23 protein-coding genes, 1 rRNA gene and 1 pseudogene are annotated in these 19,834 nt (G+C 69.7%); 17 read left to right on the forward strand and 8 right to left on the reverse strand.

All coding sequences use genetic code 11. The features are described 5' to 3' along the window. Window positions 1-60: 60 nt before the first annotated feature. Both DI272_RS38525 and DI272_RS38530 read left to right on the forward strand, forming a co-directional pair. Complete coding sequence (locus DI272_RS38525) at window positions 61-909, forward strand: enoyl-CoA hydratase/isomerase family protein (RefSeq protein WP_181387451.1); 849 nt, start codon at window positions 61-63, stop codon at window positions 907-909. A gap of 53 nt (window positions 910-962) precedes the next feature. Next, window positions 963-1,952 carry an MIP/aquaporin family protein gene (locus tag DI272_RS38530; RefSeq protein ID WP_109501267.1) on the forward strand — a complete coding sequence of 330 codons (990 nt, stop codon included), beginning with the start codon at window positions 963-965 and terminating at the stop codon, window positions 1,950-1,952. A 7-nt stretch (window positions 1,953-1,959) separates the two neighbouring features. Here DI272_RS38530 and DI272_RS38535 read toward each other — a convergent pair whose 3' ends face one another. After that, window positions 1,960-2,334, reverse strand: coding sequence for a nuclear transport factor 2 family protein (locus tag DI272_RS38535; protein ID WP_181387452.1), 375 nt, complete (start codon window positions 2,332-2,334; stop codon window positions 1,960-1,962). Window positions 2,335-2,671: 337 nt separating this feature from the next. Here DI272_RS38535 and DI272_RS38540 point away from each other — a divergent pair, with 337 nt between their 5' ends. From DI272_RS38540 to DI272_RS38550, 3 genes are all read left to right on the forward strand, one after another. Next, a complete protein-coding gene (locus DI272_RS38540; protein WP_181387453.1) occupies window positions 2,672-3,868 on the forward strand; it encodes a cytochrome P450 in 1,197 nt (398 codons plus the stop codon). Between the two features lie 82 nt (window positions 3,869-3,950). Beyond that, entirely contained in the window at window positions 3,951-4,721 is a 771-nt protein-coding gene (locus DI272_RS38545; protein ID WP_258314803.1) for an aldo/keto reductase, read from the forward strand. 96 nt (window positions 4,722-4,817) lie between these two features. Next, window positions 4,818-5,378, forward strand: a complete 561-nt coding sequence (locus DI272_RS38550; protein ID WP_109499810.1) for an NADPH-dependent FMN reductase — start codon at window positions 4,818-4,820, stop codon at window positions 5,376-5,378. A gap of 278 nt (window positions 5,379-5,656) precedes the next feature. Here DI272_RS38550 and DI272_RS38555 read toward each other — a convergent pair whose 3' ends face one another. After that, a complete protein-coding gene (locus DI272_RS38555) occupies window positions 5,657-6,130 on the reverse strand; it encodes a MarR family winged helix-turn-helix transcriptional regulator (protein ID WP_109499811.1) in 474 nt (157 codons plus the stop codon). A 121-nt stretch (window positions 6,131-6,251) separates the two neighbouring features. Here DI272_RS38555 and DI272_RS44765 point away from each other — a divergent pair, with 121 nt between their 5' ends. The 3 genes from DI272_RS44765 (at window position 6,252) to DI272_RS38565 (ending at window position 8,422) form a co-directional block, all read left to right on the forward strand. Beyond that, entirely contained in the window at window positions 6,252-6,428 is a 177-nt protein-coding gene (locus DI272_RS44765; protein ID WP_181387454.1) for a hypothetical protein, read from the forward strand. Next, window positions 6,421-7,452 carry an LLM class flavin-dependent oxidoreductase gene (locus DI272_RS38560; RefSeq protein WP_109499812.1) on the forward strand — a complete coding sequence of 344 codons (1,032 nt, stop codon included), beginning with the start codon at window positions 6,421-6,423 and terminating at the stop codon, window positions 7,450-7,452. Before DI272_RS44765 ends, DI272_RS38560 begins: the two co-directional genes overlap by 8 nt. A 160-nt stretch (window positions 7,453-7,612) precedes the next feature. After that, window positions 7,613-8,422, forward strand: coding sequence for an enoyl-CoA hydratase/isomerase family protein (locus tag DI272_RS38565; RefSeq protein ID WP_109499813.1), 810 nt, complete (start codon window positions 7,613-7,615; stop codon window positions 8,420-8,422). Window positions 8,423-8,685: 263 nt separating this feature from the next. Here the strand turns inward: DI272_RS38565 and DI272_RS38570 are convergent, their stop codons facing one another. The 3 genes from DI272_RS38570 to DI272_RS38580 all read right to left on the reverse strand — a co-directional run bounded on the left by DI272_RS38570 (window position 8,686) and on the right by DI272_RS38580 (window position 11,236). After that, window positions 8,686-9,504: an enoyl-CoA hydratase/isomerase family protein gene (locus DI272_RS38570; protein ID WP_109499814.1), complete on the reverse strand. Its 819-nt coding sequence runs from the start codon at window positions 9,502-9,504 to the stop codon at window positions 8,686-8,688. Between the two features lie 78 nt (window positions 9,505-9,582). Beyond that, window positions 9,583-9,900, reverse strand: coding sequence for a hypothetical protein (locus DI272_RS38575; protein WP_146238423.1), 318 nt, complete (start codon window positions 9,898-9,900; stop codon window positions 9,583-9,585). Between the two features lie 100 nt (window positions 9,901-10,000). Further along, the gene (locus DI272_RS38580; RefSeq protein WP_109501268.1) at window positions 10,001-11,236 is read right to left on the reverse strand and encodes an MFS transporter; all 1,236 of its coding nucleotides are present in this window, start codon (window positions 11,234-11,236) and stop codon (window positions 10,001-10,003) included. Window positions 11,237-11,549: 313 nt separating this feature from the next. Here DI272_RS38580 and DI272_RS38585 point away from each other — a divergent pair, with 313 nt between their 5' ends. After that, on the forward strand, window positions 11,550-12,167 hold the full coding sequence (locus tag DI272_RS38585) for an ester cyclase (RefSeq protein WP_109499816.1): 618 nt from the start codon (window positions 11,550-11,552) through the stop codon (window positions 12,165-12,167). A gap of 109 nt (window positions 12,168-12,276) precedes the next feature. Further along, window positions 12,277-13,041, forward strand: a complete 765-nt coding sequence (locus DI272_RS38590; RefSeq protein WP_109499817.1) for an SDR family NAD(P)-dependent oxidoreductase — start codon at window positions 12,277-12,279, stop codon at window positions 13,039-13,041. A gap of 189 nt (window positions 13,042-13,230) precedes the next feature. Here the strand turns inward: DI272_RS38590 and DI272_RS38595 are convergent, their stop codons facing one another. Further along, entirely contained in the window at window positions 13,231-13,800 is a 570-nt protein-coding gene (locus tag DI272_RS38595) for a TetR/AcrR family transcriptional regulator (protein ID WP_109499818.1), read from the reverse strand. A 174-nt stretch (window positions 13,801-13,974) separates the two neighbouring features. On the opposite strand from DI272_RS38595, the gene DI272_RS38600 reads away from it, so the two are divergent. The 5 genes and pseudogenes from DI272_RS38600 (at window position 13,975) to DI272_RS44770 (ending at window position 16,864) form a co-directional block, all read left to right on the forward strand. Continuing rightward, on the forward strand, window positions 13,975-14,604 hold the full coding sequence (locus DI272_RS38600) for an isochorismatase family cysteine hydrolase (RefSeq protein WP_109499819.1): 630 nt from the start codon (window positions 13,975-13,977) through the stop codon (window positions 14,602-14,604). 81 nt (window positions 14,605-14,685) lie between these two features. Continuing rightward, on the forward strand, window positions 14,686-14,949 hold the full coding sequence (locus DI272_RS38605) for a DUF2630 family protein (RefSeq protein WP_109499820.1): 264 nt from the start codon (window positions 14,686-14,688) through the stop codon (window positions 14,947-14,949). A 176-nt stretch (window positions 14,950-15,125) separates the two neighbouring features. After that, window positions 15,126-16,088 (forward strand): annotated as a pseudogene (locus DI272_RS38610) (sigma-70 family RNA polymerase sigma factor); the annotation flags it as partial. 57 nt (window positions 16,089-16,145) lie between these two features. Beyond that, window positions 16,146-16,709, forward strand: coding sequence for a dihydrofolate reductase family protein (locus tag DI272_RS38615; RefSeq protein ID WP_109499822.1), 564 nt, complete (start codon window positions 16,146-16,148; stop codon window positions 16,707-16,709). Continuing rightward, window positions 16,706-16,864, forward strand: coding sequence for a hypothetical protein (locus DI272_RS44770; protein WP_181387455.1), 159 nt, complete (start codon window positions 16,706-16,708; stop codon window positions 16,862-16,864). Before DI272_RS38615 ends, DI272_RS44770 begins: the two co-directional genes overlap by 4 nt. A 164-nt stretch (window positions 16,865-17,028) precedes the next feature. Here DI272_RS44770 and DI272_RS44775 read toward each other — a convergent pair whose 3' ends face one another. Then, window positions 17,029-17,400 carry a hypothetical protein gene (locus tag DI272_RS44775; protein WP_181387588.1) on the reverse strand — a complete coding sequence of 124 codons (372 nt, stop codon included), beginning with the start codon at window positions 17,398-17,400 and terminating at the stop codon, window positions 17,029-17,031. Between the two features lie 235 nt (window positions 17,401-17,635). Between DI272_RS44775 and rrf the strand changes: the two genes are divergently transcribed. Next, a 5S ribosomal RNA gene (gene rrf, locus DI272_RS38620) occupies window positions 17,636-17,752 on the forward strand. A gap of 87 nt (window positions 17,753-17,839) precedes the next feature. Here the strand turns inward: rrf and DI272_RS44970 are convergent. Further along, complete coding sequence (locus DI272_RS44970; protein ID WP_219933915.1) at window positions 17,840-18,664, reverse strand: hypothetical protein; 825 nt, start codon at window positions 18,662-18,664, stop codon at window positions 17,840-17,842. A 333-nt stretch (window positions 18,665-18,997) separates the two neighbouring features. Here DI272_RS44970 and DI272_RS44975 point away from each other — a divergent pair, with 333 nt between their 5' ends. Further along, on the forward strand, window positions 18,998-19,783 hold the full coding sequence (locus tag DI272_RS44975; protein ID WP_219933913.1) for a tetratricopeptide repeat protein: 786 nt from the start codon (window positions 18,998-19,000) through the stop codon (window positions 19,781-19,783). Window positions 19,784-19,834: the final 51 nt, after the last annotated feature.

Raw genomic sequence — 19,834 nt, forward strand, 5'->3', positions numbered from 1 at the left:
GCGGTGCCCCGTTCCGAGCCGGCCCGTCAGTCAACCATCGAGTAACACATGGGAGAAGTCATGGCCTCGCCGACCCGTTTCACCCTCACCGAGCACTCGCCGACCTTCTGGCGCGTCACGTTCGACAACCCGCCCGTCAACCTGGTCGACGGGACGATGACCCGTGAACTGGACGAGGTCTTCACCCGCGCGGAGAACAGCAACCGCGTCGCCGTCATCGTCTTCGACAGCGCCGACCCCGAGTTCTACCTGGCGCACTACGACCTGTCCGCGAAGGACGAACTGGATCACGTCCTCGCCCACCCGGACGAGGTCCACCCCTACACGGCGCTGCTGACGCGGCTCACCAAACTCCCCTTCGCGACGATCTCCTCGATCAGGGGCATCGCGCGGGGTGCGGGCAGCGAATTCCTGCTGGCCACCGACATCCGCTTCGCGAGCCGGGAGCGGGCCGTCATCGGCCAGTTCGAGATCGGCATGAGCGCCATCGCCGGCGGCGGCCCGGCCACCCGTCTGCCCGGACTCGTCGGCCGGGGCCGGACGTTCGAGATCCTCTACGGCGGCCTCGACATGGACGGCGCACGCGCGGAGAGCTACGGATACGTCAACCGGGCCTTCCCCGACGGCGAACTCGACGCCTTCGTCGACGAACTCGCCACCCGTATCTCCTCCTTCGATCTCCAGACGATCAAGGACATCAAGCATTTCGTCAACGTCGCCACCCTGCGGCCGGACGCCGAGTTCAAGGACCAGATGGACGCCTTCTGGGCCGCCGTGAACCGCCCGGCGCAGCAGCACGTCGCAAAGCACCTGTTCGATTCGGGACTTCAGCAGCGCAGCGATCTCGAGCGCGAACTCCCGCAGTGGGTGACGCGCTTCCAGTACAGGTCCGCCATCGACGGAAGCTGACCGCTCGCTTCCGGTGATGCCGTCCGAACTTCACTCAGTGCTCAGGAGTCATGATGGCTGTTGAAGTACCCCCTTTGATCAAACCCTCCGGGATCAGGCGCAGAGGCGGACTGCTGGGCGAATGCCTCGCGGAGTGTCTGGGCATGTTCGTCCTCATCTCCTTCGGGTGCGGAGTGGCGGCCATGGCCGTTGCGGCCCTGCCCGGTTCGGGCCGCACCGCGGGAGCCACGACGAGTTTCGTGGCGGCGGGCGACTGGGTCATGCCCGTGATGGGCTGGGGCCTGGCCGTCGCCTTCGCCATCTACGTGGCCGGCGGCGTCAGCGGCGCCCATCTCAACCCGGCGGTCACCCTGGCCTTCGCGATACGCCGCCGGTTCCCCTGGAGCAAGGTCGGCCCGTACGTGGTCGCCCAGGTCGTCGGCGCGTTCGCCGGTGCGGCGCTGGTGTACGCGGTGTACCACGACGCGATCAGCGCCCTCGACCACCAGGCGACGGGGCCCAAGACGAACGGCCACACACTCGGCACCTTCTCCATCTTCAGCACGTTCCCCGCCGCCTACTTCCACGGCGGCATCTGGGGGCCGTTCCTGGACCAGGTCGTCGGCACCGCGTTCATGCTCATCTTCATCATGGCGGTCATCGACCTGCGCAATCCGGCGGTCCGAGTCTTCCTGGGCCCCCTGGTGATCGGTCTCGGTGTCGCCGCCATCGGTCTGTCCTACGGTGCGAACGCGGGCTACGCCATCAACCCGGCCCGCGACTTCGGCCCGCGTGTGTTCGCCTGGGCCATGGGCTGGAACGAGCTGGCGCTGCCCGGCTCGTCACCGGGCTCCTTCAGCAACTACTTCTGGATCCCCCTCGTCGCGCCCCTCGTCGGCGGCGTGATCGGCGTCCTCGTCTACGACCTCCTGATCGGTGACGTCCTGCACGCGCGAACCCTCATGGCCAAGCAGCCGGAGGTCGGCTGCACCCGCCCGGTGACGAGCGAGAAGAAGACGCTGAGCCCGGTCGCGTCATCTCGGTCGCAGACCTCGTCCCGATAGAGCGGGCCTACCTTCCGCCCGGTACCTGCGGGAGGTCCCGGTCGAAGCGCTCCGCCTGCCGAGGCCGGGGCGCTTCGAAGGGCAGGATGCCGACGCGCGCGGCGGTCAGGGTGTCGGCGTGGGAGTGGATCCGGTCGATGTACCCGTCGCGTACGCGGTACACGAACACGTATTCGTTGACGTAGTCGCGCCCGTCGTGGGTCTGCGCCCGCATGCCCTGCAGCACGGCCGCCGTGTCGCCGTCGGCGATGACCCGGTGGACGGTGCGCCGTACCGACTCGACCCGGACGAAGCGGCCCGCGTGACCGTTGGTCAGCCAGCCCGCGACGACGTCTCGCCCGACGACCGGATCGGCCTGCTCGGAGGCGGGCGGCTGGAACACCACATGTGCGACCAGCAGCTACGGCCTGCTCATACATGGTGCGAACCCGCCTTCCTGTACTGCGCCCGGATGCCGGGCCTCCCGGTCTCGGGCACCACACACGTGCGCCCGCTTCCCGGGTACATATGTTGCCGTCCGGCCGCTACGGATGCGACACATGACATTGACTTGATTTGTCAAGTATCTGGTGGTTGGCTGAGCCCGGTGGGGCCGTGACCGCTCGTCGGCAATCCCGGTCCGGCGCGCTGCGCCCGTGGCCGCCGAAACGGACATTACCCGGCATCGGCCTTCGGTATCTGTCCGGCACCGCCCGTCCGGGCCCGTACGAGGAATGAAGATGACTGAACGTCTGACGCGCGGTTTCGCCGTGACGAACCGAGAGCCCAAGTGCCCGTTCGATCCGTCGCGCCGTCTCGCCGAGATGGGCCGGCAGGAGATCCCGCCCGTCGTGCCGATGTATGAGCCGCGGTTCGGCGACGCCGACGTCCACCTGGTGTCCCGGTACGCCGACGTCCGTGCGGTCCTGGCAGACCGGCGCCTGCGGTACAGCCACCTGCCCCAGGCCGACGGAAACCCCCGTACGTTCATGCCGGGCTTCCTGCCGGACTTCGACGGCGCGGAACACGTCCGACTGCGGCGCATGATCTCCGGGATCGTCGCGCCCAAGCACGTGCACCACCTCCGCCCGGTCATCGAGCAGACCGTCGAGCAGTGTCTGGACGAGATGGACAAGGCGGGGCCGGGTGCCGACCTGATCGCTGCGTACGCGCTCGCGGTGCCGTCGACCGTGATCAGCGAGGTGCTGGGCGTTCCCCCGGCGTTCCGCGACGAGTTCCACACCCTCAGCACACGGATCGTGAACTTCGCCAACGCCCCTGCCGAGTACTTCGCGCACCTCGCCAAGTTCGGCGCCTACATGACCGAACTCGTCGACGACATCCGCCGGCGCCCCGCAGAGGGGCTCATCTCCTCGCTGCTGCAAGGACACCACGGAGAGGTCAGCAACGCGGAGGTCATCGGCCTGTCCAGTGCGCTCGTCGTGGCGGGGCACGAGACGACCGCGTCGATGATCGGCGTGAGCGCACTGGCACTGATCCAGCAGCCCGAGCAGCTCGCGCTGCTGCTCGACGAGAACGTCGCCACGGCGGACGCCGTGGAGGAACTGCTCAGGTACATGAGCGTCTCGGGTGTGTTCCCCCGCGCGGCCACCGAGGACGTCACCTTCGACGGATGGCAGGTCAAGGAGGGGGAGCGGGTCCTGGTGTCGCTGCTGAACGCCAACCGCGACCCGGAGCTGCTGGCGGACCCCGACCGGCTTGACCTGTCGCGTGCGCCGGTCGCCCATGTGGCGTTCGGGCACGGCCCGCACCAGTGCCCGGGCCAGCAACTGGCGCGTATGGAACTCCAGTTGGCCCTGCCGGCCCTGTTCCGCCGCTTCCCCGCCCTGCGGCTCGCGGTCCCGGCGGAGGACCTGGTCTTCCACCGCGACGGGCCGAACGTGTACAGCGTGGCGGCCCTGCCCGTCACCTGGTGAGCACCGGCGGACACACCATCGGCCGCCCCATCCAGGCCAAAGACATGATCGCCGCCTATCTCGACCGGGGCGGCAGAACTCATTGCGCCGCCTGCGGACCGACTACGTAGACATCTACTGGCTGCACAACTTCGACCCCGTCACGCCCCTTGAGGAGACCCTCCGCGCCCTCGACGACCTGGTCGCAGCCGGCAAGGTCCGCTACATCGGGTTCTCCGACATCCCCGCCTGGGCGACCGCCGAGGCAGCCACCATCGCCCGCTTCCGCGGCTGGGCACCGATCACCGCGGTGCAGCTGGAGTACTCCCTGCTGGAGCGCACCTCGGAAGGTGAGCTGATCCCCATGGCAGAGGCCATGGGCATGGGGGTGCCGGCGTGGGGGCCGCTGAGGAGCGGCTTCCTGTCCGGCAAGTACTCCAGCGCCGCGACCGGCCCGGTGGACACCGCTCGCGCGAGCCTGGTGGGCGCCCCCAGCGCGTCCGACTATGCCGTCATCGACGCCCTCAACGACATCGCGGGCGAGGCCGGCGCCGGCCCCGCCGAAGTGGCCCTGGCCTGGGTGCGGGGCCGTGCCGGCATCACTTCCACGCTGATCGGCGCGCGTCGCCTGGCGCAGTTGGAGGCGCACCTCCGGGCCCTGGACCTCACTCTCACCCAGGCCCAGCGGGCCGGCTTGGACGAGGTGTCCGCCCCCGCGCTGCACTTCCCGGCCGACAACAACCGGATGCTGCAGTTCGCGGGAGCCACCGTGGACGGCACCCCGTCGGTGGTATCGCCACTGCTGCGCGCCCACAGCGCCCGCTACTGCCGGACCGGCCCTGCTCGCGGACGGCTCAAACCGACAGTTACTTGACGCGTCAAGCAATTAGGCGTTTACTTGACCCTGCAAGTACTGCATGGCTGGGCGAGCGCAGGTTCAGGCCCGGCCGACCGAGGAGAGAGCGTCACCATGACCAAGATCGGAATCATCATCGGCAGCACCAGGCCGGGTCGTAACGGCGAAGCCGTCGCTCGCTGGGTGCACGAGGTCGCTTCCGAGCGCACCGACGCCGAGTTCGAGCTCGTCGATCTGCTGGACTACAAGCTGCCCGTCCTGGACGAGGCGTACCCCGCCTCCCTGGGCAACTACACCCAGCCCCACACCCAGGCCTGGGCGGAGAAGATCGCGTCGTTCGACGGCTTCGTCATCGTCACGCCGGAGTACAACCGCTCCGTGCCGGGCGCGCTGAAGAACGCGATCGACTTCCTGTACGCCGAGTGGAACAACAAGGCCGTCGGCTTCGTCAGCTACGGCTCGCTCGGTGGCGCCCGCGCGGTGGAGCACCTGCGCGGTATCGCGGGCGAGCTTCAGTTGGCCGACGTCCGCTCGCAGGTCGCCCTCTCGCTGTTCACCGACTTCGAGAATTTCAGCGTCTTCAAGCCGGCCGACATCCAGCGCGACACGCTGGTCACCACGCTGGACCAGGTCGTGGCCTGGGCGAAGGCCCTCGCCCCGCTGCGCGCCGCCTGAGCCGACTGCCGCCGCTTTCCCCGACGTCGGGGAAAGCGGCGGAAGCCGGTCCGCCAAGGGACGGACCGACACGGCTCTGCGCCACTCCGGGCTCACCTTGTCCAGGTCGCGGTCGGTCTCCGTGTCACCCCGGGACCGAGTACAGCAGCCCTCCACACCCCCGGGTGAGGCTCGGGCCGCACACGGGAGCCCCTGGCCCAAGGCCGACCCCGAGGGGCGTGAACTCCTCGTGCGCTCCGTCCGTTTCCGGCGCTCCGACCCTGCCGGGGTATACGGGGTCAGCGTTCCCGCCGCGACTCCGTCGATGCGCGCAGCGCCGCCGAGGCATCGCCGACGGCGGCGATCTGCTCCTTTGTGAGCGGGTCGAGAAACAGCTCCCGGATCGCCCGCAGATGCGGAAGCGTCGCCCCCTGGAAGGCGTCGGCGCCCTCGTCCGTGAGCACCACCTCGGCGCCGCGGCTGTCGGCTGCGCATACCTCGCGTCGCACCAGCCCGCGGCGCTCCATGCGTGCGAGCTGATGGGAGAGGCGGCTGCGCTCCCACTCCAGTCTCTGGGCCAGGACCGAGGGGCGCAGCCGTGTGCCGTCCGCCTCGCTGAGGGTGAGCAGCACCGAATAGTCCGCGGCGGACAGCGAGGAGTCCCTCTGTAGTCGCGCGGTGAGCTCGGTGCGGAGCAGCTGCGCGGATTCGATGAAGTCCCGCCAGATCAGCAGCTCCTCGGTGGTGGGGTATGCCCTGCGCCGCCCGCCCATCACTCACACCCTTCGATTGACATGTCAATCATATCGCGCAATATTTGATGAGTCAATCAAAATCCGCACAGTCAGCCGCCCGAGAACCGGCAGAGGACGATCACCATGACGGCGACCACCTTTGAGATGGCACTCGACCGCCAAGACCACCCGTGACCTGCTCCTGAGCCGCTTCGACCGCACATACGACACCCTCCGCCCACCGCGCCAGGCCCGCGCCCGCACGATCGAACCACGCGGCCGCGAAGTGGCCTCGCCCGCGCGGGAACTGCTCACGAAGGAGCCCGCCCATGTCTGACCTCGTTCTCGGCCTGGACACGTTCGGAGACGTGCCCGTGGACGACACCGGCGCCCCGCTCACCCACGCCGGGGCGATCCGGCAGATCGTCGACGAGGCCGTGCTCGCCGACGACGTCGGCGTCGACGTCCTCGCCATCGGCGAACACCACCGCCCCGAGTGGGCGGTGTCGACCCCGGAGACCGTGCTCGCCGGCATCGCCACCCGTACCCGGCGCATCCGTCTGTCCTCCGGTGTGACCGTGCTCAGTTCCGACGACCCGGTCCGGGTGTTCCAGCGGTTCGCGACGGTCGACGCGCTCTCCGGCGGCCGCGCCGAAGTCATCCTCGGCCGCGGCTCCTCCACCGAGTCGTTCCCCCTCTTCGGCTACGACCTCGGTGACTACGACGTGCTGTTCGAGGAGAAGCTCGACCTGTTCGTACGGCTGCTCAAAGAGGAACCCGTCACCTGGAAGGGCACCGTGCGGGCCCCGCTGGACCACGCCGAGGTCTTCCCCCGGACCGAGTCCGGGCGTCTGACCACCTGGGTCGGGGTCGGCGGCTCACCCCAGTCGGTCATCCGCACCGCGCGTCACGGCCTGTCGCTGATGCTCGCGATCATCGGCGGTTCCTCCGAACGCTTCGTTCCCTACGTCGACCTATACCACCGCGCGACGGCCGAGTTCGGCACCCCCGCCCGCCCGGTGGGCATGCACTCGCCCGGTTTCGTCGCCGACACCGACGAGGAGGCCCGTGAGATTTACTGGCAGCCGTACCGGCAGATCCGCGACCGCATCGGAGCACTGCGCGGCTGGCCGCCGCTGCGCCGCGTCGAGTACGAGACCGAGATCGCTCACGGCTCCCTCTACGTCGGCTCGCCCGAGACGGTCGCCCGCAAGATCGCGGCTGCCGTCCGAGGGCTCGGCGTCGGCCGGTTCGACCTCCTCTACACCGCGGGAGCCCTGCCGGTCAGCGCCCGGCTCCGCGCGGTCGAGCTGTACGGCACGAAGGTCGTCCCACTGGTCCGCGACATGCTGGCCGACTGACCCGGGCGCCGAGAAAGCGGGCAACATCCTGCTGGACCGGTTCCCGCACCGCGAGCAACGAGCAACGAGCAACAAGCAAAAAGCAACAAGCAACGAGTAGCGAGCAGCGAGCAGCAAGCAACGAGCAACAAGCAACGAGCAATGGAGGTGTGCACCACAGATGCCGAACCCAACCCCCCAGTCACCCCTCAAGGTGGTGCGACGATCCCCGTCGTACTGGCGCGTGACGTTCGACAATCCACCGATCAACCTGGTCAGCTACGACGTCTTCGCGGCGCTCGCGGACCTCGTCGACCGGATGGAGGCGGACGAGGACCTGAAAGTGGTGGTCTTCGACAGCGCGGACCCGGACTTCTTCCTGGCGCACTTCGACCTGGTGCCGCCGAAGGAGCCGTACACGGGGCCGAGCTGGCTGGAGACCGCCGCGCGCATGGCCCGCTCCCGGGTCATCACCATCGCCTCCGTCCGCGGCCGGGCGCGCGGTGTGGGCAGCGAGTTCACGCTCGCCTGCGACATGCGGTTCGCCAGCAAGGAAAAGGCCGTCCTGGGCCAGCCGGAGGTGGGGGCAGGGATCACACCGGGCGGCGGGGCGACGGAGCGGCTCCCGCTGCTGGTGGGCAGAGGCCGGGCGCTGGAGATCATCGCGGCGGCCGACGACTTCGACGCGGAAACGGCCGAGCGGTACGGCTGGATCAACCGGGCGCTTCCCGACGCCGAACTGGACGCCTACGTCGACCGGGTCGCCACGCGCATCGCCTCCTTCGACCGTCGGCCGCTGGCCGAGGTGAAGTCCCTGATCAACCGGTCCACGCTGCCGTCCGAGACGGACCTGGAGGCCGGTCAGGACACCTTCCGCACGGCACTGACCTGGCCGGAGGCGCAGGAAAGGGTTCGCCGGCTCCTCCAGCGCGGCATGCAGCAGCGCGGCGACCTCGAGTACCGACTGGGCGAGGGGATCGCCGACGAGTGAGCACCGGGGCCGCGCACTCAAGCACGTGGCTGTATCGGCCTCCGCCGCCCCGCCCGCCCGCAGCCTGACAGCCCGCAGGGCAGCAGGTACCTGCCGCTTGCCCGGCCCTCGACCGTCGCGGCACCTGCCGCCACGGGGCCCCGCAGCCCGCCCGGGAGGCGACCGAAAAGGGACGCGGCGCACCAACGCCGCCGGGCGTCGGGACACGAGCACCGTGTCTGTCCCGACGCCCGGCGGCGTTGGTGCGCGATCCGGCGCGTCCCTCACTCGGCCACGCGACGGCCCAGGTCGAGTTCGACGCCGTCCGGCTGCTGCAGACCGGCGGCGAAGAGCCGCTTGATCCGGTCGGTGTTCTCCGGCCGGCCGGAGGTACGGAAGAAGGTCGTCAGCGCCGTCCCGAACTCCTCGACGGGAGGCTGGGTGACCGCGTCGACGAGCGCCTTCGCCTCGCGTACGGCCACCTTGTCGAAGCCGGCGATGCGGCGGGCGAACGTGTCGGCGAACTGCTCCAGTTCGTCCTCCGGCACGACGCGGTTGACGTAGCCGTAGGCCGCCGCGAGCTCGGCGGGGAAGTCGTCGGCGCCCAGCAGGATCTCCAGCGCGCGGCCCCGGCCGACCAGGCGCGGCAGCCGCCCGGTGGGGTTGCCGCCGGGGACCGACCCGATCCCGACCTCGAACTGCCCGAGGACGGCGCCCGGTCCCGCGAAGCGGATGTCGGTCGCGAGGACGAACTCGCTGCCGGCGCCCCGGGCCCGGCCGTTGATCTCGCTGATGGTGACGGCGGGGACCTTGCCGAGCCGGTACAGGTTGTCGGCGAAGGGATGCAGGCCGGACGCGGCCGGCTTCATCGCGGCCACCCGGGAGCGGTCCGCCAGCATGTCCCAGTGCGCCATGAAGAAGTCCGGATTGGCGCTGCGGAAGAGCACGACCGTCAGGTCGGGAGCCTGCTCGATGCGGGTGACCAGCTCAGCGAGCTGCTCGATGGTGTCCGGGTCGATGAGATTGATGTCGCCGTTGGAGAACGTCACCTTCCAGTAGGAGGGGGTGATCTCTTGCACGGTGAACTGCTCGGTGCTGCTCATCGGGAATGCCTTTCTGCGGGTGGGCGGGGTGTGCGGGGCGCGGGGCGCTTCGGCTCCGCCGGGACAGCGGTCGCCTTGTCAGTGCGCCTCGTGCAGGGTGTGGGTGTCGAGGGCCCCGAACTCGTCGCCGGTTCGGTGCTCCCAGCCGGGCACCGGGCCTTGGAGGTGTGTGGCCGACGCGCCGCGGTGGAGGCGGTACTCCGCGTACGCCGGGACCGGGACCGGAACGGGACGGGGAAGCCCGCGGTGCCGGCCGTGGCCCGGGCACGCGTCGCCCAGCACGGCTCGGCACTCCTCGTCGGCGCACTCGCCCCGATGGCGGCCGGTGCCCGGGCGGGCGAGGTCGCTCATGACCCAGGAGCGGACGGTCCGGATGTCGGTCATGACATGAGACATGTTTCTCTCCCTCTACAGGATGGCCCGCCGGTCGCCGGTGCGCCCGGTGCCGGGTGTCTCGGCTGACCACAGGGTGCGCGGGTGATCGATCCGGTAGCCGTCACCGCGTGATCCCGGCGGTCACGGCCGTACCTGCGGTGTGGCGGTGGGCGCGCAGGGCGTGCCAGAGCAGGGCGAGGGCCGCCAGGAGCAGGAAGCCCAGTCCGCCGGAGACCACGCCGGTCCACCCGAAGGCGGAGAACAGCACTCCACCGACGCCGGCGCCGGTCGCGCCTCCGGCGAACACCGTGAACATGTAGACGGTGTTGAGGCGGGCCCTGATCGCGGGCCGGGCGGCGAAGATGCGTGCCTGATTGGCGATCTGCCCGCTGGTGGTGCCGTAGCCGAGGAGGTTGCATCCGACGGCGAGCGCGATCAGGGACTGTTCGGCCAGCCCGAAGAGGGCGAAGGCCAGCAGCACCGAGATGAGGGACAGTGCGTTGACCCGCGTCGTGCCCCAGCGGTCGGCCAGCCGACCGGAATAGCGGGCGGCCAGGGCTCCCGGCACGCTGAACAGGCCGAAGAGCCCGATGACCGCGGGGCCCAGCGCGATCGGGGCGGCGGCGAGGTGGAAGGCGAGCGACGACCAGAAGGCGGAGAAGGCCGCGAAGACCGCCCCGCCGAGGGCGGCCGACAGACGCAGGGGAGCGTGCTCGGGTATCAGCCTGGGGAGCGATGCCAGCAGCCGCGGATAGCTCTCCGGCGCCCCGTCACGCGCCGGCCGATCGGCCGGCATGTAGCGGGGGAGGACCAGGAGCAGGGCGCCGGTGGCCACCGCGGCGACGGCGAACCCGGCTCGCCAGGTGCCGGTGACCTCCGCGATGAGTCCGGCGGCGGTGCGTGAGAGCAGGGCCCCGAGCGTCAGCCCCGTGCCCACCGCGCCCAGGACGCGCCCGGCGTGGCCGGGGGTCGCCATGGCGGCGACGGTCGGCATGATCACCTGCGGCAGCACGGTCGTGGCCGACATGACCAGGGTGACCATGCTCAGCAGGGTGAGCGAGGGGGCGAACGCGCCCGTGAGGAGGGCGGCGGAGGTCACCCCCAGCAGCAGTACCGACAGCCGGCGGAGCCGAGCGCCGTCGGCGAGCGGAACGATGGCGAGGATGCCCAGCGCGTAGCCGATCTGTCCGGTCGTGGCCACCAGTCCGGCAGCGGAGGGGGAGATGCGGAAGCTCCGGGCGATCTCGTCGAGGAGTGGCTGCGTGAAATAGATGTTGGAGACGGTGATCGCAGTCGCTGTGGCGAGGACCGGGATGGTGCCCCGTCTGACACCGGGGCGGGTGACTGCGGTGGTCATGAGGAACCTCGGATGGATCGAGACAATCTGGATGACGACTGTCATCCAGATTGAGGATTACTCTTGTCATCCACATAAGTCAAGCGCGCGTGCGTGGAAGTGACCTCCGCCGGTCAGATGGATGACGCCTTTCATCCCGGATTGGCACGCCTTTGCGATCACACGTGTTGCGCCCGTCACCCGCTGCGGAACGGTACGGCGCGACGGATCACCGTTGCCGGGAATGGCTTGACGATTCCCGGGGTTGAGGCAGATGCTTGACGCGTCAAGTAAATGGTGTATCGGCAAGCCGACCGTTCAGCAGGAGTGACCCATGCCTTATCAGCAGGACCCCGAGAGCGCCTCAGACCTCACGTACGCTTCCCCGCGCAGGTCCCGCAAGAAGCTCGGTGCCGTGACCGGCCTGGCCGTCGCCGCCGCGCTGGCCGCGGTGGCGGTCCCCGCGTCCGCGCAGGACCAGGCGCCGCGACCGGCGGCCTCGTCCGAGGCGTCGCAGGGCCGCCATCTCTCGCCGTTGCAGGTCACCTCGGCGTTCTACGCCAGCTACAACGGGGACCTGGCGGCCGGCTTCGACCGCTACATCTCCAAGAACCTCGTGCTGCACGGCTTCAACGGGCCCGAGGACCGGGAGGCCTGGCTCCAGGGCGACCTGAACATCAAGGCGGGACTCACCGGGTTCAAGATGACCGTCCTCGACCAGATCGTGGAGGGCGACAAGGTCGTCACCCGCTGGAGCTTCACCGGCGTCCACACCGGCACCGTCTTCGGCATCCCCGCCTCCGGTCGCGAGGTCACCCTCAGCGGCATCTCCATCGACCGCGTGATCCACGGTCAGTCGGTCGAGCACTGGTCGGAGGGGAACTTCGGCCGGTTCCTCGACGAACTCCGCGCTGACACGCCCCCCGAGACGGTCACACCCAGCGCCAAGTAGACCCGCGCCGCCCCGGCCCTGACGCCCTTCTGCCCAGGGCCGGGGCGGCGCCCTCGGGGGCATCCGCGGTGCGCTGCCCGCACCGCTCGTCAGAATCAGGAGCAATTCCATGGGAACACTCGACGGCAAGGTGGCGCTCATCACCGGCACCGCCGGAGGCATGGGCCGCGTCGCGGCACTCGTCTTCGCGCGCGAGGGAGCACGGGTCGTCGGCGCCGACATCCAGGTCGAGGCCAACAAGGAGACCGTCGAACTCGTGCGGCGTGCGGGCGGCGAGATGACGGGCATCGCGCCGGTCGACCTGACCGACCCCGACGCGGTACGGCGACTGGCCGACGAGGCCGCCGCCGCGTACGACGGGCTCGACGTCGTCTACAACAACGCCGCACTCCAGCGCTTCGGCCCCATGCCGGACTTCTCGGTGGAGGACTGGCGCATCACGGTGACCGGTGAACTCGACATCCCCTTCTTCGTGTCGAAGTTCACCTGGCCGCATCTGGTCCGCCGGGGCGGCGGCGTCATCATCAACGTCGCGTCGGTGGCCGGCCTGATCGCGGGCGCCACGCCCCCCATGGTCGCGCACACGGCGGCCAACGCCGGCGTCGTCGGCATGACGCGGCAACTCGCCCTGGAGGGGGCCCCGCACGGAATCCGCGCGGTGACGATCAGCCCCGGCCCGACACTCACCCCGGCCAGCGACCGCGACTTGGGCGACAACCAGGCCGCCCGGGACGCGATCACCAGCAAGACGCTCCTGAAGCGCTTCGCCCGCCCCGAGGAGATCGTCGAACTGGCCGCGTTCCTCGCCTCGGACCGGGCCGGCTACATCACGGGCGCCAACTACCCGGTCGACGGCGGCGCGAGCGCCTGGTGACGCGATCGGTCCCCGTGCTCCGCACGACCAGCGTTCTGTCCCGGTCGGGAGGCGGCTGTGCCGCCCCCGGCCGGGACAGCCGCGCATGAGGGCCGTACCCGGACCTGGCAGGTGTCGACGGGCCACATGGCCGGGCCAAGGCAGGTGTCTGCTGTCGTCCCGCGCGCAGGGGACGCGCGGTGCCGCCCCTCAGTCCTGTTTCTTCAGCCGCTCGGCGACGGTGTTCAGCAGTTCGTCGGACAGGTTCTCGTCGGCCACGGCGCGGGACATGAGGACAGCTCCGACGAGGGCGCTGAGCGTGAGCATCGCCTCGGCACGGGCGTCGTCGGTGACCTCACCGCCGAGACCGGCGATCAGGTCCAGATAGGTGCGGACCTGCTTCTCGTAGGCCTCTTTGAGTTCCTGCTCACCGCGTCCGGTGGCGGCTCCCAGGGTGACCAGCGCACAGCCGGTGGCCGGAGCGTCGCGATGCCGGGCGGCGAGGTAGGCGTCGATCAGGCCGGCGCGGGGGTCCTGGTCGTTCTTGCGGGCGGACCGCTCCATCTTCGCGGTGCCGTCGGCGAGTGCCGTGGCCGCGGCCTGCGTGATGAGGTCGTCGCGTGAGGCGAAGTGCTTGTAGAAGCCGCCGTGGGTGAGGCCGGCCTCCTTCATGAGATCCGCGATGCCCGGGCGGTTGAGGCCCTCGGAGCGGACCTTGCGGGAGGCGATGCGCAGGACCCGTTCACGGGTCGCCGCCTTCTCCGCCTGCGAGTGGCCCATGGCCGACCTGCCTTTCGTCGGGGCGCGAACCGGAAAACACCGCGCAACTGGATGTTTTGCATCATACAACCCGGCTGTCAAACCCTCCGTGAGCTAAACCTCCCTTGACTTTCTGGATGTCGAGGATAATCCTCAATCTAGATGACGCACAGCATCCAGATTGGAGTGGGAGCCATGTCTGTCACCTACGACCCCCGCCACACGGCAGTCCTGCTGGTCGACCCCTACAACGACTTCCTGTCCGAAGGAGGCAAGGTCTGGCCCCGTTTGCGGACGATGGCGGAGGAGACCCGCCTCCTCGACCACCTCCGCGCCGTCGTCGGCTCCGCCCGCGAGAACGGCATGCCGGTGGTGTTCGTCCCGCACCGGCGCTGGCAGCCGGGCGACTACGAGACCTGGGCGTTCCCCAACCCCACCCAGCTCGGGATCATGGAACGACAGAGCTTCGCCCGCGGCACCTGGGGCGGGGAGTTCCACCCCGACTTCCAACCGCAGCCGAACGACATCGTGGTCGCGGAGCACTGGGCGCAAAGCGGCTTCGCCAACACCGACCTCGACCTCCGCCTCAAGCAGCACGGCATCACCCATGTCGTGCTCATCGGCCTGCTCGCCAACACCTGCATCGAGTCCACCGGCCGGTTCGCCATGGAACTCGGCTACCACGTCACCCTCGTCCGAGACGCCACCGCCGCGTTCCTGCCCGAGATGATGCACGCCGCACACGAGCTGAACGGCCCCACCTACGCCCACGCCATCACCACCACCGACGAGCTCACCGTCGCATTCAAGGAAGCGAGGTCATGAAGACAGTCGCCTGACCGATGCACTCCCTCCCTGCCCGGCAGATGCTTGGAGCCTGTGAACACCTTGCTGAAGGAGCGAGCCATGAGCGGACCCGACGCCGGCACCGAGAAGGAGATCCTCGGCCGCATCACGCAAATGATCTCTGAAGAGAGGCACCTGCGTGACAGCTTGGCCCAGCACACCATCGACCAGACTGCGGAGCACTCCCGTCTGGCAAGGCTGGAGACCGAACTCGACCAGTGCTGGGACCTGCTGCGCCAGCGCCGGGCCCTGGCCGCCGCAGGCCAGGATGCGTCAACCGCGCAGGTACGGCCGGCGTCTCAGGTGGAGCGGTACCTGTCCTGATCACAGGGTCCGGGGACGCCCCGCACACCCGTGATCAGCAGGCCGTACCGCGACAGCCGGTTCGCGGTACGGCAGGTCGCGTGGACGCGTAGCAATCCTCCCGGAAGGACACCGAGTAGCAGCCGTCTCCGAGGCCCTGACGGACCCCACCGAACCGTCCTTCACCGCGCCGCCAGACCGGTGTCCGGCATCATGAGGTTGTGGACTTCGAGCCGTACCGGGGTGAGTTGGTGGCGTTCTGCTACCGGATGCTGGGGTCGGTGCACGAGGCCGAGGATCTGGTGCAGGAGACGTTGCTACGTGCCTGGAAGGCCCGTGACCGCTACGATCCGGCGCGCGCGTCGGTGCGGACCTGGCTGTACCGGATCGCGACCAATGTGTGCCTGACCGCGCTGGAGGGGCGCGGGCGGCGTCCGCTGCCGTCCGGACTGGGGGCACCGAGCGACGATCCCGAGGCGCCGCTGGTACCAGCGCTCGACGTGCCCTGGCTTCAGCCGTTTCCTGACGCGCGGTTCGATGTGGAAGTCAGGGCCGATCTGCGGCTCGCCTGGGTGGCGGCGGTACAGGTCCTGCCCGCACGGCAGCGGGCAGTGCTGGTGCTGCGCGAGGTGCTGGCGTTCAGCGCGGCCGAGGTCGCCGAGCAGTTGGGTACCACGGTCGCGGCGGTCAACAGCGCGTTGCAGCGGGCCCGTGCCGCTCTCGCCGACGTGGGTGATGCCGACGCGGTCACCGAGCCGGACGACCCCGAGGTACGGGCGGTCATCCAGCAGTACCTGCAGGCATTCGAGGCGGCGGACGTACCCGCGCTGGTGCGGCTGCTGGCCCACGACGCGGTACTGGAGATGCCGCCGGTGCCGCTGTGGTACCGAGGCAGCCGCGACTACGGCCGGTTCCTGGAGCGGGTGTTCCGTGTACGCGGCAGGGGCTGGGCCATGCGGGAGCTCACCGCAGGCGGGCAGCCCGCGCTCGCCGCATACGCGCCGCAGCCCGGTGGCAGCCACCGGCTGCACACCCTCCAGGTCTTCACCGTCACCGGCGGCCGCATCGCGCACAACATCGTGTTCGCCGATCCGCGCGTCTTCGACGCCTTCGAGCTGCCGGATGAGATTCCCGCAAGCGAGTTCCGCCAGGAGCGATGAGTCGGGGCGGTGCGGCCGGTACATACCGGTGAGCACCGAACCGAAGGGAAACTCACCGTGAGCGTCATCGTCATCGAGTTCACCACCCTGGACGGAATCGTCACCGACCCCGACGGCTCCGCCGGCACCCCTCTGGGCGGCTGGGCCTTCCGGCACGGCCCCAAGCCGGTCGCCGGGGACAAGTTCCGGCTCGGCCGCACACTGGACGAAGGGGTACTGCTGCTCGGGCGCGCCACCTGGCAGCTGTTCTCACAGATCTGGCCGGGCCGCGACGACCCGTTCGCCGCGCGGATGAACACCGTCCCGAAACTGGTCGCCTCCCACACCCTGACCCACGCCGACACATCGGCATGGGCGAACTCCCAGCTACTCGACGGCGACCTGGTCGACGCCGTCAAGCGCGAGCGCCGGGACGTGATCGTCACCGGGAGCCTGAGCATCGTGGACAGGCTGAGGGCCGCGGACATGATCGACGAGTACCGGCTGCTGACCTTCCCCACCGTCCTCGGCACCGGCCGGCAGCTCTTCCCGACGGACGGCCATCACGCCGAACTGGAATGCCTGTCCGCCGAACAGATCGGCGCCGCCCTCCTCACCCGCTACCGCAGGACCGCCCGATGACCACTCGCTCCACCGCCCAGCACGAGACACCCGCCAACCCCACGGCATCCGACTGCCACTACCGCACCGCCCACATCCCGCCGGCCCACCGTCTCCCCAGCACGATCAGCATGCTGGAGGCGACCTTCTCCCGTACGCGTACCGAACGAGACTGAGCAACTCCTGCCGTCCGCGTCCGCGAAGACACCCACTCGCCCGAGCGTCCGAAAGCAACCAGCTGCCGACGCTCGGGCGAGCCGACGCAGCGCGCCAGCTCACGGCGCCGATCGCGGCTCCGCACGGCACTTGGGCCGTATGGCAGTGCGCGCCCCGTGAAGCCTCATCTGCAGCATGTACTCACGGCTGCGGCGATTGACCTTGTGCGGATCGACGCCTGGCTGGATGAAACACCCACAGCACCAACCCGCACGTCCCACTTCGCCTCCCTGCTGTTCACCGGGTAATGCCGGAAAGGGACTTCGCCGACAGGGGCAAGGATCGACGGGCCGTCACGAACTGTCGAGGCCAGGTCGAGGTCGAACACGGTTGCCGACCGGCCGCGGCGCTCGGTAGACCCGGGAGCCGCGGCCGCATCCTTGGAGTCCTGGAGGAACCAGCGCTGGTCGGGTGAGCCTTCGACCTCGTCCTGCGCGAACAGCCCGCCGCCCTTCTGGGGCGCCGTGAGGTACTGCTTGGTCTTGTAGTTCTGCAAGGTCCAGGTGCCGTCGCCCTCGTAGGAGATGCCGAAAAGCGGGGGTAGTTGAGTCCGGGTTTTCGAGGGGCGAGGAAGATGGGTGAAGCTGACTGGTACTAATAGGCCGAGGGCTTGTCCTCAGTTGCTCGCGTCCACTGTGTTAGTTCTGAGGCAACGACCGTTGCCGGTTTTTTGAGCAGAACGCATCACTAATAACTACAGAGTGTGCTTGTTCGCTCGAAACCATTAGGGTTTCGGTGGTCATAGCGTGAGGGAAACGCCCGGTTACATTTCGAACCCGGAAGCTAAGCCTTACAGCGCCGATGGTACTGCAGGGGGGACCCTGTGGGAGAGTAGGACGCCGCCGAACAATCTTTGGAAGGACCCCTGGTCCCAGCGTTCAGCTGGGACCAGGGGTCCTTTTGTTTTTACAATGCTTGCAGTACCGAGACAGGAGTCACCGATGTCCACCAACTCTCCCGACGACCGACCGGAGCGCGACCAGCGGCGACGGGACAGTGGGGACCGTGGCGATCGCGGCGACCGTGGTGGTTTCCGGCGCGATGACCGCGGTGTCCGTGGCGACCGTGGTGGCTTCCGGCGCGACAACGACCGGGGTGGCGACCGCGGTGGTTACGGTCGGCGCGACGACAACCGGCGTGACGACAACCGGGGCGGCGGCTACGGCCGGCGCGACGACCGGCGTGGCGATGATCGTGGTGACCGCGGTGGCTTCCGGCGCGATGACAGCCGTGGAGACAACCGCGGTGGCGGCTACGGCCGACGGGATGACCGGCGCGATGACCGGCGCGGCGACGACCGCGGGCCTCGTCCGGCGTTCCGGCGTGACGACCGCCCCAGCGGCCCGCGTCGGGACGACCGGGACCGTGGCTTCCGCCGGGACGACCGGGACCGGGACCGGCCTGCCTTCCGCCGCGATGACCGGGACCGGGGCGAGCGTCGCGACGACGACCGTGGGCCTCGTCCGGCGTTCCGGCGTGACGACAACCGGGGCGGTGGCTACGGCCGCCGCGACGACCGGGGTGGCGACCGTGGTGGCTTCCGGCGTGACGACAACCGGGGCGGCGGCTCGTACGAACGGCGTGACGATCGCCGTGACGACCGTCGTGACGACCGGGGTGGCGACCGCGGTGGTTTCCGGCGGGACGACCGGGACCGTGACCGCGGATTCCGCGGCGATGACCGCGGCGACCGTGGTGGTTTCCGGCGCGATGACCGCGGTGACCGCGGGGAGCGTGGCGGGTTCCGTCGGGACGACCACCGCGGTGGCTCGTACGACCGGCGCGATGACCGGCGTGGCGATGACCGTGGTGACCGCGGTGGCTTCCGGCGCGATGACAGCCGTGGGGACAACCGCGGTGGCGGTTCCTACGAGCGGCGTGACGACCGTCGTGACGACCGGGGCGGGTTCCGTCGGGACGACCGCGGCTCCCGCGGGCCCCGTCGCGACGACCGCGGTGGGCGTCCCGGCGGGTTCCGTGGACGGGACGACCGGCGTGACGACAACCGGGGCGGCTACGACCGGCGCGACGACCGGCGCGGTGGCTTCCGTGGGCGGGACGACCGGGACAGGGACCGTGAGCCGATCAAGCGGCTGCCGATCCCCGAGGACGTCACGGGCGACGAGATCGACGGCGATGTGCGGCAGGAACTGCAGAGCCTGCCGAAGACGCTGGCGGACGACGTCGCGCGGAACCTGGTGATGGTCGCCCGGCTCATCGACGAGGACCCGGAGGGCGCGTACGGCTACTCCAGGGTGGCGCTGCGGCTGGCGTCGCGGGTCGCCGCCGTACGCGAGGCGGCTGGGTTCGCGGCGTACGCGACCCAGAAGTACTCCGAGGCGCTCGCCGAGTTCCGGGCCGCGCGGCGGATGACCGGCAGTGCTGAGCTGTGGCCCGTCATGGCCGACTGTGAGCGTGGGCTCGGGCGGCCGGAGAAGGCGCTGGACATGGCCGGGGCGCCCGAGGTGAACAAGCTGGACAAGGCCGGGCAGGTCGAGATGCGGCTCGTCGCGGCCGGTGCTCGGCGTGACATGGGGCAGCTGGACGCGGCCATCGTGACGCTGCAGAGCCCCGAGCTGGCCTCCAACTCGGTGCAGCCGTGGACCGCGCGCCTGCGGTACGCCTACGCTGACGCGCTGCTTGCCGCCAAGCGCGAGGACGAGGCGCGGGAGTGGTTCGCCAAGGCCGTCGAGGCCGACCGGGACGGCAGCACGGACGCCTCGGACCGGCTGGCCGAGCTGGACGGTGTCGAGTTCGTCGACGCCTTCGACGACAGCGAGGGCGAGGGCGACAGCGCGGGCGAGAGCGGCGGCGACGGTGACGTCGAGGTCGTGGTGGACGACGAGGACGTTCCCGCCGAGGACGACGACAAGGACTGACGTTCCTCAGTGAAAGGGCGGGACCCCGGCCTCGGGGTCCCGCCCTTTCGC

This window comes from Streptomyces sp. Act143 (genome assembly GCF_003143935.1).
GTDB lineage: Bacteria > Actinomycetota > Actinomycetes > Streptomycetales > Streptomycetaceae > Streptomyces.

Excerpts from the sequence above, each read along its gene's own strand:
- DI272_RS38525 (WP_181387451.1), top strand. The coding sequence starts at position 61 with ATGGCCTCGCCGACCCGTTTCACCCTCACCGAGCACTCGCCGACCTTC.
- DI272_RS38530 (WP_109501267.1), top strand. The coding sequence starts at position 963 with ATGGCTGTTGAAGTACCCCCTTTGATCAAACCCTCCGGGATCAGGCGC.
- DI272_RS38540 (WP_181387453.1), top strand. The coding sequence starts at position 2,672 with ATGACTGAACGTCTGACGCGCGGTTTCGCCGTGACGAACCGAGAGCCC.
- DI272_RS38550 (WP_109499810.1), top strand. The coding sequence starts at position 4,818 with ATGACCAAGATCGGAATCATCATCGGCAGCACCAGGCCGGGTCGTAAC.
- DI272_RS38555 (WP_109499811.1), bottom strand. The coding sequence starts at position 6,130 with ATGGGCGGGCGGCGCAGGGCATACCCCACCACCGAGGAGCTGCTGATC.
- DI272_RS38560 (WP_109499812.1), top strand. The coding sequence starts at position 6,421 with ATGTCTGACCTCGTTCTCGGCCTGGACACGTTCGGAGACGTGCCCGTG.
- DI272_RS38565 (WP_109499813.1), top strand. The coding sequence starts at position 7,613 with ATGCCGAACCCAACCCCCCAGTCACCCCTCAAGGTGGTGCGACGATCC.
- DI272_RS38570 (WP_109499814.1), bottom strand. The coding sequence starts at position 9,504 with ATGAGCAGCACCGAGCAGTTCACCGTGCAAGAGATCACCCCCTCCTAC.
- DI272_RS38575 (WP_146238423.1), bottom strand. The coding sequence starts at position 9,900 with ATGTCTCATGTCATGACCGACATCCGGACCGTCCGCTCCTGGGTCATG.
- DI272_RS38580 (WP_109501268.1), bottom strand. The coding sequence starts at position 11,236 with ATGACCACCGCAGTCACCCGCCCCGGTGTCAGACGGGGCACCATCCCG.
- DI272_RS38585 (WP_109499816.1), top strand. The coding sequence starts at position 11,550 with ATGCCTTATCAGCAGGACCCCGAGAGCGCCTCAGACCTCACGTACGCT.
- DI272_RS38590 (WP_109499817.1), top strand. The coding sequence starts at position 12,277 with ATGGGAACACTCGACGGCAAGGTGGCGCTCATCACCGGCACCGCCGGA.
- DI272_RS38595 (WP_109499818.1), bottom strand. The coding sequence starts at position 13,800 with ATGGGCCACTCGCAGGCGGAGAAGGCGGCGACCCGTGAACGGGTCCTG.
- DI272_RS38600 (WP_109499819.1), top strand. The coding sequence starts at position 13,975 with ATGTCTGTCACCTACGACCCCCGCCACACGGCAGTCCTGCTGGTCGAC.
- DI272_RS38605 (WP_109499820.1), top strand. The coding sequence starts at position 14,686 with ATGAGCGGACCCGACGCCGGCACCGAGAAGGAGATCCTCGGCCGCATC.
- DI272_RS44770 (WP_181387455.1), top strand. The coding sequence starts at position 16,706 with ATGACCACTCGCTCCACCGCCCAGCACGAGACACCCGCCAACCCCACG.